14 protein-coding genes and 1 pseudogene are annotated in these 14,151 nt (G+C 44.9%); 13 read left to right on the forward strand and 2 right to left on the reverse strand.

The window, feature by feature from the left end:
- Positions 1-97 precede the first annotated feature (97 nt).
- Positions 98-298, reverse strand: a complete 201-nt coding sequence (locus ACR6A7_RS19740) for a hypothetical protein (protein WP_434126963.1) — start codon at positions 296-298, stop codon at positions 98-100.
- 909 nt (positions 299-1,207) lie between these two features.
- On the opposite strand from ACR6A7_RS19740, the gene ACR6A7_RS19745 reads away from it, so the two are divergent.
- The 5 genes from ACR6A7_RS19745 (at position 1,208) to ACR6A7_RS19765 (ending at position 7,399) form a co-directional block, all read left to right on the forward strand.
- Positions 1,208-1,879 carry a hypothetical protein gene (locus tag ACR6A7_RS19745; protein WP_434126964.1) on the forward strand — a complete coding sequence of 224 codons (672 nt, stop codon included), beginning with the start codon at positions 1,208-1,210 and terminating at the stop codon, positions 1,877-1,879.
- Between the two features lie 5 nt (positions 1,880-1,884).
- Positions 1,885-2,979 carry an ImmA/IrrE family metallo-endopeptidase gene (locus ACR6A7_RS19750; protein ID WP_434126965.1) on the forward strand — a complete coding sequence of 365 codons (1,095 nt, stop codon included), beginning with the start codon at positions 1,885-1,887 and terminating at the stop codon, positions 2,977-2,979.
- Between the two features lie 65 nt (positions 2,980-3,044).
- Positions 3,045-3,509, forward strand: a complete 465-nt coding sequence (locus ACR6A7_RS19755) for a replication protein P (protein ID WP_434126966.1) — start codon at positions 3,045-3,047, stop codon at positions 3,507-3,509.
- 326 nt (positions 3,510-3,835) lie between these two features.
- Positions 3,836-5,014 carry a DUF4236 domain-containing protein gene (locus ACR6A7_RS19760; protein WP_434126967.1) on the forward strand — a complete coding sequence of 393 codons (1,179 nt, stop codon included), beginning with the start codon at positions 3,836-3,838 and terminating at the stop codon, positions 5,012-5,014.
- 156 nt (positions 5,015-5,170) lie between these two features.
- Positions 5,171-7,399 carry an NACHT domain-containing protein gene (locus tag ACR6A7_RS19765; RefSeq protein ID WP_434126968.1) on the forward strand — a complete coding sequence of 743 codons (2,229 nt, stop codon included), beginning with the start codon at positions 5,171-5,173 and terminating at the stop codon, positions 7,397-7,399.
- 385 nt (positions 7,400-7,784) lie between these two features.
- Here the strand turns inward: ACR6A7_RS19765 and ACR6A7_RS19770 are convergent, their stop codons facing one another.
- Positions 7,785-8,480 (reverse strand): hypothetical protein, encoded by a 696-nt coding sequence (locus ACR6A7_RS19770; protein WP_434126969.1) that lies wholly within the window; start codon positions 8,478-8,480, stop codon positions 7,785-7,787.
- A 975-nt stretch (positions 8,481-9,455) separates the two neighbouring features.
- On the opposite strand from ACR6A7_RS19770, the gene ACR6A7_RS19775 reads away from it, so the two are divergent.
- The 8 genes and pseudogenes from ACR6A7_RS19775 to ACR6A7_RS19810 all read left to right on the forward strand — a co-directional run.
- Complete coding sequence (locus ACR6A7_RS19775) at positions 9,456-9,857, forward strand: antiterminator Q family protein (RefSeq protein ID WP_434126970.1); 402 nt, start codon at positions 9,456-9,458, stop codon at positions 9,855-9,857.
- Positions 9,858-10,059: 202 nt separating this feature from the next.
- Complete coding sequence (locus ACR6A7_RS19780) at positions 10,060-10,374, forward strand: hypothetical protein (RefSeq protein ID WP_434126971.1); 315 nt, start codon at positions 10,060-10,062, stop codon at positions 10,372-10,374.
- Entirely contained in the window at positions 10,361-10,885 is a 525-nt protein-coding gene (locus ACR6A7_RS19785) for a lysozyme (protein ID WP_434126972.1), read from the forward strand. The genes ACR6A7_RS19780 and ACR6A7_RS19785 overlap by 14 nt, the downstream gene beginning before the upstream one ends.
- The gene (locus ACR6A7_RS19790) at positions 10,885-11,343 is read left to right on the forward strand and encodes a lysis protein (protein WP_434126973.1); all 459 of its coding nucleotides are present in this window, start codon (positions 10,885-10,887) and stop codon (positions 11,341-11,343) included. The genes ACR6A7_RS19785 and ACR6A7_RS19790 overlap by 1 nt, the downstream gene beginning before the upstream one ends.
- Before the next feature lie 175 nt (positions 11,344-11,518).
- Entirely contained in the window at positions 11,519-12,094 is a 576-nt protein-coding gene (locus ACR6A7_RS19795) for a BRO family protein (RefSeq protein WP_434126974.1), read from the forward strand.
- The gene (locus tag ACR6A7_RS19800; RefSeq protein WP_434126975.1) at positions 12,091-12,387 is read left to right on the forward strand and encodes a hypothetical protein; all 297 of its coding nucleotides are present in this window, start codon (positions 12,091-12,093) and stop codon (positions 12,385-12,387) included. Before ACR6A7_RS19795 ends, ACR6A7_RS19800 begins: the two co-directional genes overlap by 4 nt.
- A 156-nt stretch (positions 12,388-12,543) precedes the next feature.
- Positions 12,544-13,092, forward strand: a complete 549-nt coding sequence (locus ACR6A7_RS19805; protein ID WP_434126976.1) for a DUF1441 family protein — start codon at positions 12,544-12,546, stop codon at positions 13,090-13,092.
- Positions 13,092-14,078: pseudogene (locus ACR6A7_RS19810) on the forward strand (phage terminase large subunit family protein); the annotation flags it as partial. The gene ACR6A7_RS19805 and the pseudogene ACR6A7_RS19810, both read left to right, overlap by 1 nt.
- Between the last annotated feature and the right edge of the window lie 73 nt (positions 14,079-14,151).

A 14,151-nucleotide genomic window follows, 5' to 3' on the forward strand; every position in this document is an offset into this window, starting at 1 on the left:
AGTGGTAAACCCGGGGCTTGCTATTGCTGCGCCATTTCTGGCCAACAGATTGTCACGATACACGTTTCAATCCCGCCGCGCTTTTTTCGGGAATAACTCAGTGCAGTTTTTGCATCAGTATATTCAGAGCTTCCTGACAGGCCCCACGTACAGCCTCATCCTCAGCCTGTTGTTCTATAAGACGAAGTTTCTCCATCAACTGCGGCAACGCCAGATGCCCTTCAGATTCAAGCGTATCCGCGACTGCCTTTCCAATAACGGCCAGAATGAAAGAAAATTCATCAGCGCTGTAGCTCAATCTGATCTCCATATGCTCATAAAGCAGCAAGTTGGGTTAGTCAATCGCTCACTGCTCTATAACGCTACCTCAATTTTTTCTTAAACTAAAGGTTCCTGCAGAAGAATGGCTGAAATATCAGGCGGTGTCCGGCAAAAATCGATCTTCTGGCACTGAATTGCAAGTTGGCCGTCAGGAAAGTTGATGTGACCGTTTTATTAATAGCATGATTTATAACGCTCTTAGTCTCACACGTATGGTTAATTATGTATCTGGTTCGTTCATCCTCAGACCTGATTCAGATTGCAGCAGAGGCAGGCATTAAGCTTAATAAGCTACCAGAGCACGCCCAGTAGACAGCCTAGAAAAGCGACGCTCGCATACCTCTATGCAATAGCTGCTTCTGGTACAAAGCAGTTTTCAGTATCAGCAACCCGATCGCTACTTCAGGTCCAGCGGTAAGGCATGATTTTCAGGCCTTGAACCAAATGCCTAAGAGAACTGGAAAGTAGGATGTCATCAGACGCAGCCGGGCAATGAGGTCACAACTAAGAAGCACTGTCGGGTTGATTGACGCTAGATACGCCACCGTCCCTCAAACACAACAACCACTCCATGTTCCCCGTCACCCGGCTCCTGGCGGAAATGACCACCTTTTGCCTTTATGGGGTTCTAATCACGCCAGAAGTCGTCGCTCTATAGGAACAGGAAACTCTTTCGCCGTACTGGTTGCCAATGAAATCTTTTTGCCGCTTGTTTGAAGCACGGGCTAAGTGAAGATTGCAGTTGCTCTCCAGCATTACAATTTACTCATTGATTTTTAATAGTAATTTCACTTATGCTCATGTAATGAGCAATTTTTTTGCTTTCCACTTCTTGTTTTACCCCCTCATTTGAGGTGTAATTATCGGAAGTGAATAAGGAGGTGATATGTTATTGCAAAAAATTTATGAAGATCAAAACTCGGTAGCCAAGCTGAAATCGATGGGATTATCGGTTGAAGATTTCACTTTCGCAATCTCTCGCGCCATTTATGAAAGTCGCCGCAGCTCGCCTTTACATCCTCGAACATGTGCGATGACGCGAGCCTGGGAAGAGGTAGTTGCTGCTTTCCGTGAAAGCGTGCTTTCATCAGGGTTAAAAGGGTGGAACTACACTTTTGACAGTGGCCTGGAGTATACCATTAACTCTGAGTTAGGACTCAGTATCATCGCTACAAGTGGTAATAAGGATACCGGTATCATTGAAGGTTTTCCTAAGACTAAAAATGCAAAAGGAAGCGCCACTGAGAATGTTATTTCTCGCAATCTTGGCTTGTTTGACGATGATGAAGAGCAAGAAAGTGAAGAACCGGAATGTTCTACTCGTATTTCAATAGATTCAACAAAGACATTTGTTTTCCTTTATTATTTCGATTTTGGTGTTCAAGAGGTTCGTTGTGAACTTTCTAAACCAAGCGCTATGAGCGGTTTTAACGGGCATAATAAAATTTCCTCCTGGAGCGAAAGGATCATTTTGCCTGCTGTACCATTCAGCGCTGCCATTGAGACGCCAGAGAAAGAGTTTAATGAAGAGATTGACATTGTCGTTTCGCGGAAATGATTTTTATGCAAAACATGCAACTGAATCCGGACAGACTTAAAGTCGCCAGGTTAAGAAGAAAGATGACATATAGCTCTTTAGCTTCGGCCTCAGGGTTGTCATCTAAGTCAGTTGCCGAGTACGAAAAGGCTGATGGCTTGTTTACTCCAACGCAGCAAACCATTGAGTTACTGGCAGATACTTTAGGTTATCCGATTGGTTTTTTGTGTGGAAGCGATGTTGAATTCGTCGATCCATCAACGGTATCCTTTCGTTCATTAAAAAGCATGAAGGCAGCTGATCAGCATGCGGCAGAAGCAGCTGGCAGCTTGGGGGTATTGGTTAACTCGTTTTTTGAAGAGTCGTTTAACCTACCAGAATGTAATCTCCCCAATTTAAGAGGTTATGAACCTGAGGCAGCCGCAGAAACTGTACGTGAAAGATGGGGCTTAGGGGTTAAAAGTATAGACAATCTAATCCATTTACTTGAAGCAAACGGTGTTCGAGTATTCTCACTATCAGAAAATACGCTTGATGTTGATGCTTTCTCTTTTTGGAAAAATGATACTCCCTATATTTTTCTGAATACTCAAAAAAGTGGTGAGCGTAGTCGTTTTGATGCGGCTCATGAACTTGGACATTTAATTTTACATCGCCATGGTTCCCCACAGGGTAAAAATTTGGAGGATGAAGCGGATAGCTTTGCATCAGCATTTCTTATGCCAAGACGGACAGTTCTCGCTATAAAGATACCGTTTCCGACACTTGATGGGATTATATCTATCAAGGAAAATTGGCGCGTATCCGCTGTTGCGCTTATTGTAAGAATGAAAAATATTGGGATGTTAACTGAATGGCAATACCGGACTCTTATGGTAGAAGCCACGAAGAAAGGATTGCGTAAATCAGAGATTAACGGTATTGCTCGGGAACGTTCGCTAATTATCGATAAACTTTTATCTGTTCTGAAATCAGATAATATTGATTTAAATCAGTTGAGTAACCTTCTATCTATTCCCATTGATGAGTTGGCGAATCTTTTGTTCAAAGTTTCTGTAATCGAAGGCGGAGGAACCAGCACCGGTCGTCGTAGCCCAGATTTAAAACTTGTTCAGCAATAAATATTGATTGTAATGCTAATTACTATCTATATGAATTACTGAATGAAATCCGACACAACTGGGAAATGAGGCCACAGCGAAACAGCAGCTGTCATTCGTGCGCCAGCTGCTCACCCTTCTGGCCCTCACCGGGTGAGTTTATCAAGTGGTGCCGCAAGGGCGAATACAGCACTGCGGGGTTGCCGGACGAAGACGAACTCTACGACATGGTGATGAAATACCGCGCCCGCCGCGGACTGTACAAAACACCCGAAGCCTACCCGTGGAAGAACAGCGCCTGCTTCTGGATGGTTACCGGCCTGTACAGCGCGATGCGCGCTCAAGGGCTGACAGAGCAGGAGCTACGCCTGAAATGTCGCAGTGAATTGCGTAAGATGGCTACACGCATCCGGTCTGGTGATTTGGTTCCGCCACCTCGCCCTCAGGTAGAAAAACTGTACGTGCCAGCCAGTAACGAGAGAGCCCTGAATCACGTGTCGCACTTGAAGGCGCTAATCAAGTCGAAAAGGAACTCCTCATGGCCAAAGTGACACAGCTCATCTGGTGCTCGTAAGGGAAAATATTCAGACAAGCACAGTGGGACCTAAAACTGGCTCAGCGGCTTGCCAAAAGGCGGCAGTGCAGGGTGAGCAAAGTGCCGCGACGTGATGGTGGCACAATGTCAAGTGCATGATATAAAAGCCATGGTTTGGCTAATTTTCAAGCTGTTAATTGCGATTTGCTTATACTTGCAAATCGCCATTTATCTAGAGCCGTTCAGAATGTAATTGAATATCAACTCTCATTTCTAGTAGTTCAGCTTCCTTTCTTTAGCAAAAATATATGTTAGGATTATTCCTAATGTTAAGGAGGGGGTATGGGATTACGTTTCAAGAGGCGCCTTAAAATCGTACCGGGTCTATATCTCAACGTTTCGTCGGCTGGTACAAGCTGGTCTGCAGGCGTTCCAGGTGCAACACTCAACTTTGGGGGGGGGAACGGAGCAAGAGTGACGGTCGGTATCCCAGGTGCTGGGATATCATACAGCCATAAAATTGGTGGAAAAAAAACAGGTTCTCGGCCCACTTCAATCCATACGACCTTGCCTTTAGAATCCAAATATACTCCATCGCCTTCTTTAGAAGATATTGACCTTTCAACTATCCCTGTAGTCAGCGCAGACATTGAAACCATTAGTGAAATAGGAATGGCAGACCTTGCGGATATGATCAATCAGGCAGAAAGAACACGGCAAGAGATATCCAGTGCACTGATTATATTAAGAGAACAAAAAGAGAAGCTAGAAAAGCAGACCAGACTCTACAGCATAATCATTCTGCGAAGCCTCTTTCGCAAAAAGCTGTCCATACTTCGAGATAAAGTACGCCTCACTTCAGAAAATATTGAGAACGGAAAGGCTGAGCTGGAAAGCACGGGCGTCATGTTTGACTGGGGAGGTGATGAAAAAATACTTGCGCGTTACCGCGCGTTCAGCCATTCATTCGGTTCGGCTTTACGAAGCGCTAAGATTTGGGACATTCTCTCATACAGAGACACCGATAAGTTAAAGCAGCGCACCCAAGCGGGTAAAGAAGTTTCACGTGAAGAAGTGCGATTCAGCATGGGGCGGCCAAACTGCCTTCCGGTTTCCGACCATGATAAGTTCAAAATGGTCCCTCACATGGAAAACCGCAACGGGGGAGACATTTATATATTTCCTGGTTTTCTGCTAATAGAGAATGAATCCCGATTCGCAGTAGTTTCAATTTCTGACGTAGAATTAGAATACACTTGTACGAGATTTGCTGAAATTGAAGACGTTCCAGCGGACAGCAAAGTTGAGGGTAATACGTGGCGATACGCGAACAAAAATGGTGGCCCAGATAGACGCTTTAATGATAATTACCCAATCCCTTGGGTTACGTACGGTGTTATAAAAATTCGTTTCAAAAATGTGCTTCATGAAGAATACATGATATCGAATGAAGAGGCAGCAAAACAGTGTGCCCAAGATTTGTTTTCTTTGGTTGAACAAACAAAAATAAATACACTTTAATCTGTATTTCGTTAGAGTGAGAGCTGTTATGTATTATTGATAATAACATTGATGCTTTCGTTGGGCATGAATGAAATGCCTTTCTAAATTCCCTAATAATTATCTACTGTGTGTTTTAATCTATTTTAAAGTGAAGTGTTTCTAAAAGGTGATAAAATGAATTGGTCAGATTTAGAAAATAGAGTGAAACAATTCTCAAGACTAATTTACAACAGGGAGTCAAGCTCAATAAATATAAGCGGGATGCAATTCGACTGCTTTACTAAAATTGAGGAGGATCTTTATGTTTGTATTGAGGTTACAAAAAATCATACGCTCGAAAAAGTAAGGGCAGATATCAATAAACTCACTGCTTTAAGGTTAAGGAAATCTTCTGAAGGAGCATTTGTCAAATGTCTGTTGATATTAGAGAAAGAACCAACAGATTTGATGAAAGGGACTGCTTTAGACGCTAAAATAGAACTGTTAACTTTAGATGAGTTCGAAAGAAAGTTTTTGGACTACAAAAACTATGTTTTCACTCGAAAACAAAAGAATATTGGTAGCGCAATTGATCCTTGGACAGGGGAATTAGATAATAATCCATATGTTCCTGTTAGATATGTGGAGGCGAAAACAGAAAAGGAACTTAAAATAAGCGATATAAAATCACTTTTGGACAAAGGATCTAAGGTAATATTGACAGGGAGTTTTGGTTCAGGGAAAAGCAGGTGTCTGAGCGAAATTTTTGATATTTACTCTAAAAAAGTTGATCCCTCTTATTGTTTTGTTATCAACTTAAGAGAAAACTGGAGCCTTAAGAGAGCGAACGAAATTGTAAGAAGGCATTTTGAAGATCTATCTTTCCCGCCGGAAATTGTAAACAATTCTGTAAAGCTTTTAACATTCAAAAAATCTATATTTATGCTCGATGGTTTTGATGAAATTGGTTCTCAAAACTGGAGCAACGAACCAAGCAAGCTTAGTAAAGCTAAGCAAGATGCTTTAACGGGAGTAAGGGACTTAATAACAAATGTTCAAGGTGGATTACTTATAACGGGAAGAGAGAACTATTTCAATAGTGATTCTGAGATGTTTTCTTTTCTAGGGTTAAATGAGAGGGATACGATATACATTAAATGCAAAGATCAATTCAGCGAAGATGAAATGAAGGAATATATGCAAAACATTGGATGCCCGGGTTTAGTCATTCCACCGTGGGCTCCTTGGAAACCTTTGATATTTCAAATGATTGCAAGTATATCAGAGAAGTTATCTTTACTCTCCGACGACAATGAATATGAATTTTGGGATAGTTTGTTGGATTTTATTTGTCATAGAGAGGCAAATATCAACAAGGCTATTTTAGATTCGACGATAATTAAACAGGTTTTAATTGAGTTGGCAAATCTTACCAGGACTAAAAATAATGACTTTGGGCCAATAAGTAATAATGAGCTGAGCGTTATATTCAATAGCATTACGGGAAGAACGGTTACTGATGAATCGGCAATTATGCTTTCTCGCCTACCATCTTTCGGACGTGTTGGAAACGATAGTTCTGATTATCAATTTATAGATATGTATATGCTCGATGGGTTAAGAGCTGAATACATGGTTTCACATTATGAATCTGATGAAATAATAAAAAAATCTAACTGGATAAATCCCTTAAGAGAGTTTGGTCAACGGCTATTCTTTTATAAAATTAATATAAGTGAGCCAAACAAAATCGTTAGCAAGATATCATATTGGTCAAAAACCAACTCTCAAGCGGCTGCTGATTTGCTTTGTGCATTTCTTTTTGAGGGGGATAGTAATGAAGCAGTTGACTTCAGAAATATTCAGATTAAAGATTGCTTCATTGAGAAGGTAGACTTAAGTAATATTCCGCTAGGTAATTTAAATATTAATTCCTGTATAATCGAATCTGTAGATATTAGCGATTGCTTTGTTGAGCCGAAGGGAAGTTTGCTAATTGACAATTGTGAAATAAATATCGTCTCAGGAGTATCAGACGCTTCTGCGCTTCCTGGTTACTTTGTTAGTTGTAGGGTTAGTCAGTTTAGCTCTGTTAACACTACATCCAAAATAAAATCATTAGGCTTCGGGACGCACCAAATGGCTTTACTCTCTTGCATAAGGAGGGTTTATTTCCAGTATGGTCGTGGAAGAAAGGAAAGATCTTTCATTAAAGGGTTCAAAAATCAGAAAGAAAAGAAAGCAATTATATTGATAGTTGATTTGATGTTAAAAAATAATGTCATTGAAAGAATAAATGGAGATGAAGGTTATATTTATAAACCAGTTAATTCAGAAAGGCACAGAATGGCTTTGATCATGAAGGAGATGAATACATCTAAAGATCATTTGTGGCAAGAAGTTAGTAAGATGGACATTAATTAAGAACGTTATTCATTGAAGGCCATCTTTTCAGGTGGCTTGTTAAATTTATGGCAATGATTATTTTTAATTTATAATTTCAGAAGTTCCGTCAAAATTGAGAAAGAATGTGACCCCTCTTTATGAAAAACTGAGCGACGGCTTAAAAGTGTGTGCGAGTTGATGTAAGGTGAGACTGCACTGCAGCGCCTGCTTAAATGGCGCATGCCGGATGAGCGGTTAAAGTAAAGGTTCCGTTGCTCTTCTACTGTCAATCAGATACCGGTTAAACGCAAGAGTCAGCATTTTCAAAATACAGGCATTCTGGAAATTCACTTTTCATAATGCCTGTCATCTCAATGCTATTGCCGGTAAACCGGGGAAGCCTGCCGCTTAATCTGAAGAGCTATCAGGCGTAAAAGTCATCTCTTTTACGCAAAAGTGCAAGAAACTGCTCAATATCAGTATGCTGATAGCCCAGCAGGCGGCCGACCAGTCTGATGTGATGCTCATCATAAGGGGCTATGGCTTTACTGAGCTCTTTTTTGAGCTCAAGGGCGCTAATCTCAAAGCCAGGAAGATAATAAATTCGGCCCATTCCCTCCTTGTAATCGATATATTTCATTTCCAGACCTAACGGGTCTGTGATGAATTCGACAGGAATGAAGTGCTCGAAGAGTGCCACGTTCTTCAGCTTCTTTTGCATCAGTGCGTATTCAATGCCTTCATGAGGATCGATACCAGTGGGGACAGAAAAGCCAGCACACTTCTGCAGAGTACTCGTATCGTTCGATTTATCACTGGATGACTTCTCGTCGACCCCGTGCCAACCTGCCGCCTGAAAGTTAGCGTAATTGCGGTCAAAGTCGTCGAATATATTGCTGATTTTTTGCACCTCCCCCTCAGCGCCAGGGCGAAAGAAAATCATGCCATAACCCGAGGCTATCGGTATGGCGCGCAGGTCAATTCGTTTGGGATTAACAAGGAATATGAGAGGTATCATACCTGTGTATACCACACAGCTGATTTTTCTCTCGACTAAACTTACATATTTAATCTCATCAATGGTCGGAAAATCAGAACTGCTAATGGCATGATTATTCATGGCTGTCACCTTATTAAAAGGGCAGGAACATTCGCTCTGCCGTAAAGTAATCTGGATTACTCGTCCCTAAAAAACATGTCAAGGAGGAGGTTGTTTATTGCAATATTGAAAAATATTCCCGCTACCATGATGAGATTTGTTTCATCTGGATAGAGGTTGCATAAACGCCTTGCCACGTCAAATATCGTGTAAAAGGTCGAAGCAATTACCCATGCTTTTATGAAAATCCGCATTTACCCTCCTGTTTCAGAGTTATTGATGCAACATTCCAAAAAAACTCCCTCACAAAAACTGTGAGGGAGACACTGGATAGGAATTAAAGGCACTGTCTCTTTTCCCCGGACATTGGCCTGGCATTCGCCCTAAGGCAATGCCATCTTAGTTATCTCTCTTTCTGTTAAAAGCGCTGCAATGTAACTTAATTACTCGCGGATGTAACTTTTTACAGTGGTTGTGTCTTAATGTAATTGACTAAAAAAACAGGCCTAAAATACGCTTTTCAAATTAGCTTTTTCCTGTAAAAACGAATAATGATAAATAATACTTTTTTCCTGAACTTAAAAAGAAATCGAGGGTTATTATTTTTCAGGTTTTTAGATATTTTGTTTTAATATCAGTTGGTTGCGCGGTAAAGTGATCAGGGCGGTGTTGATACCTGTACCAAGTACCTGATGGATCTGTTGCTCATTCGAAAGATGCCCGCTAATCATGGAGTGAAGGGGGGCACTGGTGCTCGTAAAGAAAAGCTTGATTCTGAAGTTCTGGTCGCCAAGGGCTTTTATGAGCCTTCCGAAGTTCTTCCTTTCTTCTGCACTTTCAATCTAATCAAACTCATTAATAACAATATGCGGAACAGGTGAGTGCTTTCCTGATATGAGATAATAAACATCACAAGCGCGGTTTATTAAAAAGGTTTATAAGGTTGTTATACGGGGCAGTTCCTTTTTTTAACCATTTAGCTACCCGGAGGAGTTAATGCGCGATATACAACAGGTACTTGAGCGCTGGGGCGCGTGGGCTGCTAATCATCACGAAACGATGACCTGGTATCATACTGCGGCAGGTTTCGGTCGCTTAATCCCTGATAAGGTTTTATCACGTCCTCAGTGCAGTGATGACGATGCACTTATTATCAACAAATGCATCGCCAGACTCTGTAGAAATAACCATGATATGCACGATCTCCTGATTGATTATTATGTGCTGGGTTATACATTTATGTGCCTGGCAAAGAAACATGGCTGCTCCGACGGACATATAGGGAAAAGGTTACAGAAAGCCGAAGGGCTGATTGAAGGCATGCTGATAATGCTCAACGTTCCGCTTGAAATGGATCGGCATATCCAGCGTTTTGCGAATGCCTGTCCCGCAGAATAAAGGTATTTACGTACGTGAAATGACGGGTATGCTTTACACAGTAAAAAATGTGCCCGGACATTTAATTTCAGGAAGCCCGCCTTTAAGGCGGGCTTTTTTTATACCCAAAGTCGCCGCTGGTTCCCACCGCGCACCCTGCGCACGCCGACGCGCGGCTTTTTTCTTCAAACCCTGTCGTTGCCCACACCAGAGAGGGCAGAGCATGCATCGTATGGATTCTACATCTCATCAAATGCCGTACTGGTGGTCTGCGTGTCTGGCGTTCTTCTCAACGCTGACGCTTTATGACTGCGTTTTTTGCATCGGCGCAGCGATCTCGGCGTTTTTCACAATCAAAACCTATTACGCCTCGCGACACGAAAGGCGACAGCTGCTGGAGGAAGAGCGCAAGCGAACAGAGATGCTCAGAGCCTATCTGGACAGCATTATCGCTAAGCCGGAAAGCGAGCGCCCAACCGCTGCTGAAGTCGTGGCTAAAGCAACTGAAGGCGGGAGGAAGACAGATGCCGACAATTAACAGGAAAGCTGGCGCAGCAGGCGCGGTATGTACTGTTGGTGTCATCGTTGCAATCGTGCTTTCGGGCGGCCAGGTGCGCACCAATCAGCGCGGGCTGGAACTCATTGGTAATGCAGAAGGGTGCCGGCGTGAGCCCTATATATGTCCCGCGGGCATCATTACTGATGGCATAGGTAACACACATGGTACTCAGCCAGGCAGACGCAAAACTGACGAGCAGATAGCTGCCGACTGGCAACAAAATATTCTGGACGCTGAGGCATGCGTCAATCGCTACGCCGCTGGCACCCGACTGCCGGATAACACTTTTTCCGCTGCGGTCTCGATTGCATTTAATGTCGGCTGTCCAGAAATGCAGAAATCAACGATGTTTCGCTATTTCCGCCATGGGCAGCTGGTGGATGGATGTAATGAATTTCCCCGGTGGGTTTTCGGTGGGGGCAAAGCGCTGCCTGGGCTGGTGACACGTCGCGAGGAAGAGAGGCAGCTTTGCCTGAAGGGTGTGAAGTGATGCGGTATGTGCTGCTTTGCCTCTGTCTGGTTGCAATGGGGACCGGTCTGCTCGCCAGTCATTATCACGACAAAGCCAAAGAATGGCGCGTGGCAGCCCATCAGACACAGCAGCTGGCGAGGCAACAGGACGTCGCTATGCGCGAAATGCAGAGGCGGCAGCGTGAAGTTGCCATGCTCGATGCGAAATACACAAAGGAGTTAGCCGATGCTCAGGCGACTATTGAGCAGCTTCACCATGACGTTATTGCTGGTCGCAAGCGGCTGTACCTCAAAACCCGCCGTTCAGCCATGCCAGAGGGTAAAGCCCCCGGCGCCACCAGCGTGGATGATGCAGCCCGCACCCGATCTGCTAAGTCCGCTGAACAGGATTATTTCACTCTCAGACGTCGAATCGAGCTCGCCAGAAAGCAAATAGCCGGTTTGCAGCAGTACATCAGAGAGCAGTGTCTGAAATAACGGACCTCGCATTTGGGGGGTTGTTTTTCGTCATCAATGACCCTTCGCGCAACTCACGCGCATCTTAACTCAGAACCTTTCAGGGTGAACCTTGAGGAATTCGGCTGGCTGTCGGATGCCTTCTGAGGGCCGTAATCCTGTGAGACAAGGTTCACCACTAAAGGGCAATTCCGAAATGAACACTCAACTGATCTTTAAAGAGCATGCGATTGTCCCGTTTGACAATGGCGATGGAAAAGTCTGGTTTACCACAGAGCACATTGCTGAACTTCTTGGATATAACGATCCAAAGCATGTTAATAAAATTTATCAGCGGCATAAGGATGAATTCACCGACAGCATGACGACCAAAGTGACGGTCTCGGACAAATCAAACACTTACGGAGTATTGCAATCCGATCTCCGCCTGTTTTCTCCACGCGGTGCTCATCTCATTGGCATGGTGTCACGCACGAAAGTCGCTAAGGAATTGCGTATCTGGCTGCTGAACCTGGCAGAAAAAGAGTCAGGTATCGAACTCGGCCAGCTCCCGGTCACTGAACTGGCCAGCCTTACGGGTCAAAAACTTCACGATGCTATTGCAGGCTTTGACCAAAAATCCTTTGCCTTACGGGGCCAGCGCGGCAGCGGACTGATGGCCCAGCGTAAGCGCGATATCAAACGTGTGAAAGAAGCGACGCGTCTGGCGCTCAGCCTTACACAGATGGTCATTCCGGATCTGGGCGAGTTTTCTCTGGAGGAGACATCATGAATCTGACGCCGGCTCAGTTTCTGGAGCAACACATCATCTCAGAACTCACCCGTCAGGGCTTCGCCACTGACGTCGCGAATATCGGCGCGCATGAGGCGCTGAGGTTTTACCGTCGCGCAGGATCGTGCGGTGGAAAGAATAAAGTGTTCGATGAGTGTCTTCGCGTGGCGAAGACCTGGGCGGTGAAAAGTCAGGCCAGTAAAAAAAAGAGCGCCCCGGCATGCTCTGAACCTGCGGGTCCTCCCGGCGGGGTACCCTGTCCACGAGGCGGCGGCCCCGCGGAAAACGGCTGATTTTTGCATTTTCATGGTGGCGGCGGCAGGTCACTTAACTAACTGAAAATAATGAATAATTCCCAATATCACATGTACACTTTTTTTCAAGGGGTGTCATTAGACCAGTTTGTAAGCAGTTGAAAGTAATTAATAAAGTCAAGATTCACCTGCCAGATGGAGTTGCTTGTGTCAAACGTTAGTGGAATTGGTGATGCCTATCACTGGAGCGTTTTTAAAATTGCGGAGGCCTTCGGGCTGCATCGCGATACTGTGAAAAAGCGGCTTTTCGCCGCCAACATTCCGGTAGCTGCAACCGTCAAAGGAAATCCGGTTTATGCGCTTCAGCATGTCGGTCCGGCCCTGTTCGGTGTGAAGGCTGAAGCCTCAGACTCGGTTCATGACCCGTCCCGGATGGAACCGAAGGAAAGAAAGGACTGGTATCAGTCAGAAAATGAAAGGATCAAACTGGAAAAAGAGCAGCGCAAACTCATTCCGGTTGATGAAGTGGTCATTGTCTATTCCTCCATGAGAAAGGCTGTCGTTCAGGTTCTGGAAACTATACCCGATATCCTGGAGCGCGATTGTGCCCTCTCACCACAGGCCGTTAGCGTCGTACAGCAGTCGATTGATGACCTGCGGTATACCCTCCAGGAAAAGTCATATGAGGCTTGTGCTGCAGAACTGATGCCGGAAGAGGAAGGAGAAAGCCACGAGGAGGAATAATGAGTTTTTCATCAGCCCGGATTTCTGGCAGGGACATCGCGACAGGATTTTCTCCGCCGCGTCGCATGCCGGTTTCAGAGGCTGTTAGAAAATTCATGCGTGTTCCCAAAGGTGCCGGTAACTCGGTTCCGTGGGATCCCGAGCTGACTCCCTATATCATCGAACCCATGAACTGCCTGGCCTCGCGTGAATACGACGCGGTGATTTTTGTCGGTCCGGCCCGAACCGGGAAAACAGTAGGCCTCATCGACGGCTGGATTGTCTATACCATCGTCTGCGATCCCTCAGACATGCTTGTCGTGCAGATGACTGAAGACAAGGCCCGGGAGCACTCTAAAAAGCGCCTGGACAGAACCTTCAGAAGCAGCGCCGCGGTAAAGAAAAGAATGAGCCCTCGCCGCAATGACAATAACGTACACGACAAGACGTTCAGAGACGGCTCATTTCTTAAAATCGGCTGGCCATCGATCAATATTCTGTCCTCGTCGGATTATCGGTTTGTCGCCCTGACTGATTACGACCGCTTTCCGGAAAACATAGACAGCGAGGGAGACGGCTTCTCCCTCGCATCAAAACGTACTACGACCTTTATGTCAGCCGGCATGACGCTGGTGGAAAGTTCACCCGGCCGGGATATCTGCGACACAAAATGGAAAGCGTTAACGCCTCACGAAGCGCCGCCTTCAACAGGAATACTATCGTTATACAACCGTGGCGATCGCCGCCGCTGGTACTGGCCCTGCCCATACTGCAGGGAATACTTTCAGCCAGAAATGGCTAACCTGACCGGTTATCACGAATATACCGATCCGGTTCTGGCCAGTGAGGCGGCCCGCCTGCAGTGCCCGGCCTGTAAACAAATGATCCCCCCGGAGATGAAGAGGGAACTGAATATCCGCGGTGTCTGGCTCAAGGATGGCGAAACGATTGATCGCAACGGTAAGGTGGCCGGAAAAGGGCATCCGTCGAGGATCGCCTCCTTCTGGGCACTGTTGCAAAGTTAGCGATGAGGCAGCCTTTTGTCTTATTCAAAGGCCTTACATTTCAAAAACTCTGCTT

The sequence above is a fragment of the Pantoea phyllosphaerae genome, assembly GCF_051025595.1.
Taxonomy (GTDB): Bacteria; Pseudomonadota; Gammaproteobacteria; order Enterobacterales; family Enterobacteriaceae; genus Pantoea.

Bases quoted from the DNA above. Each gene is read 5' to 3' on its own strand.
- ACR6A7_RS19750 (WP_434126965.1), top strand. From the start codon at position 1,885: ATGCAAAACATGCAACTGAATCCGGACAGACTTAAAGTCGCCAGGTTA.
- ACR6A7_RS19800 (WP_434126975.1), top strand. From the start codon at position 12,091: ATGAATCTGACGCCGGCTCAGTTTCTGGAGCAACACATCATCTCAGAA.
- ACR6A7_RS19780 (WP_434126971.1), top strand. From the start codon at position 10,060: ATGCATCGTATGGATTCTACATCTCATCAAATGCCGTACTGGTGGTCT.
- ACR6A7_RS19795 (WP_434126974.1), top strand. From the start codon at position 11,519: ATGAACACTCAACTGATCTTTAAAGAGCATGCGATTGTCCCGTTTGAC.
- ACR6A7_RS19765 (WP_434126968.1), top strand. From the start codon at position 5,171: ATGAATTGGTCAGATTTAGAAAATAGAGTGAAACAATTCTCAAGACTA.
- ACR6A7_RS19760 (WP_434126967.1), top strand. From the start codon at position 3,836: ATGGGATTACGTTTCAAGAGGCGCCTTAAAATCGTACCGGGTCTATAT.
- ACR6A7_RS19775 (WP_434126970.1), top strand. From the start codon at position 9,456: ATGCGCGATATACAACAGGTACTTGAGCGCTGGGGCGCGTGGGCTGCT.
- ACR6A7_RS19755 (WP_434126966.1), top strand. From the start codon at position 3,045: ATGAGGCCACAGCGAAACAGCAGCTGTCATTCGTGCGCCAGCTGCTCA.
- ACR6A7_RS19805 (WP_434126976.1), top strand. From the start codon at position 12,544: ATGGAGTTGCTTGTGTCAAACGTTAGTGGAATTGGTGATGCCTATCAC.
- ACR6A7_RS19745 (WP_434126964.1), top strand. From the start codon at position 1,208: ATGTTATTGCAAAAAATTTATGAAGATCAAAACTCGGTAGCCAAGCTG.
- ACR6A7_RS19770 (WP_434126969.1), bottom strand. From the start codon at position 8,480: ATGAATAATCATGCCATTAGCAGTTCTGATTTTCCGACCATTGATGAG.
- ACR6A7_RS19790 (WP_434126973.1), top strand. From the start codon at position 10,885: ATGCGGTATGTGCTGCTTTGCCTCTGTCTGGTTGCAATGGGGACCGGT.
- ACR6A7_RS19785 (WP_434126972.1), top strand. From the start codon at position 10,361: ATGCCGACAATTAACAGGAAAGCTGGCGCAGCAGGCGCGGTATGTACT.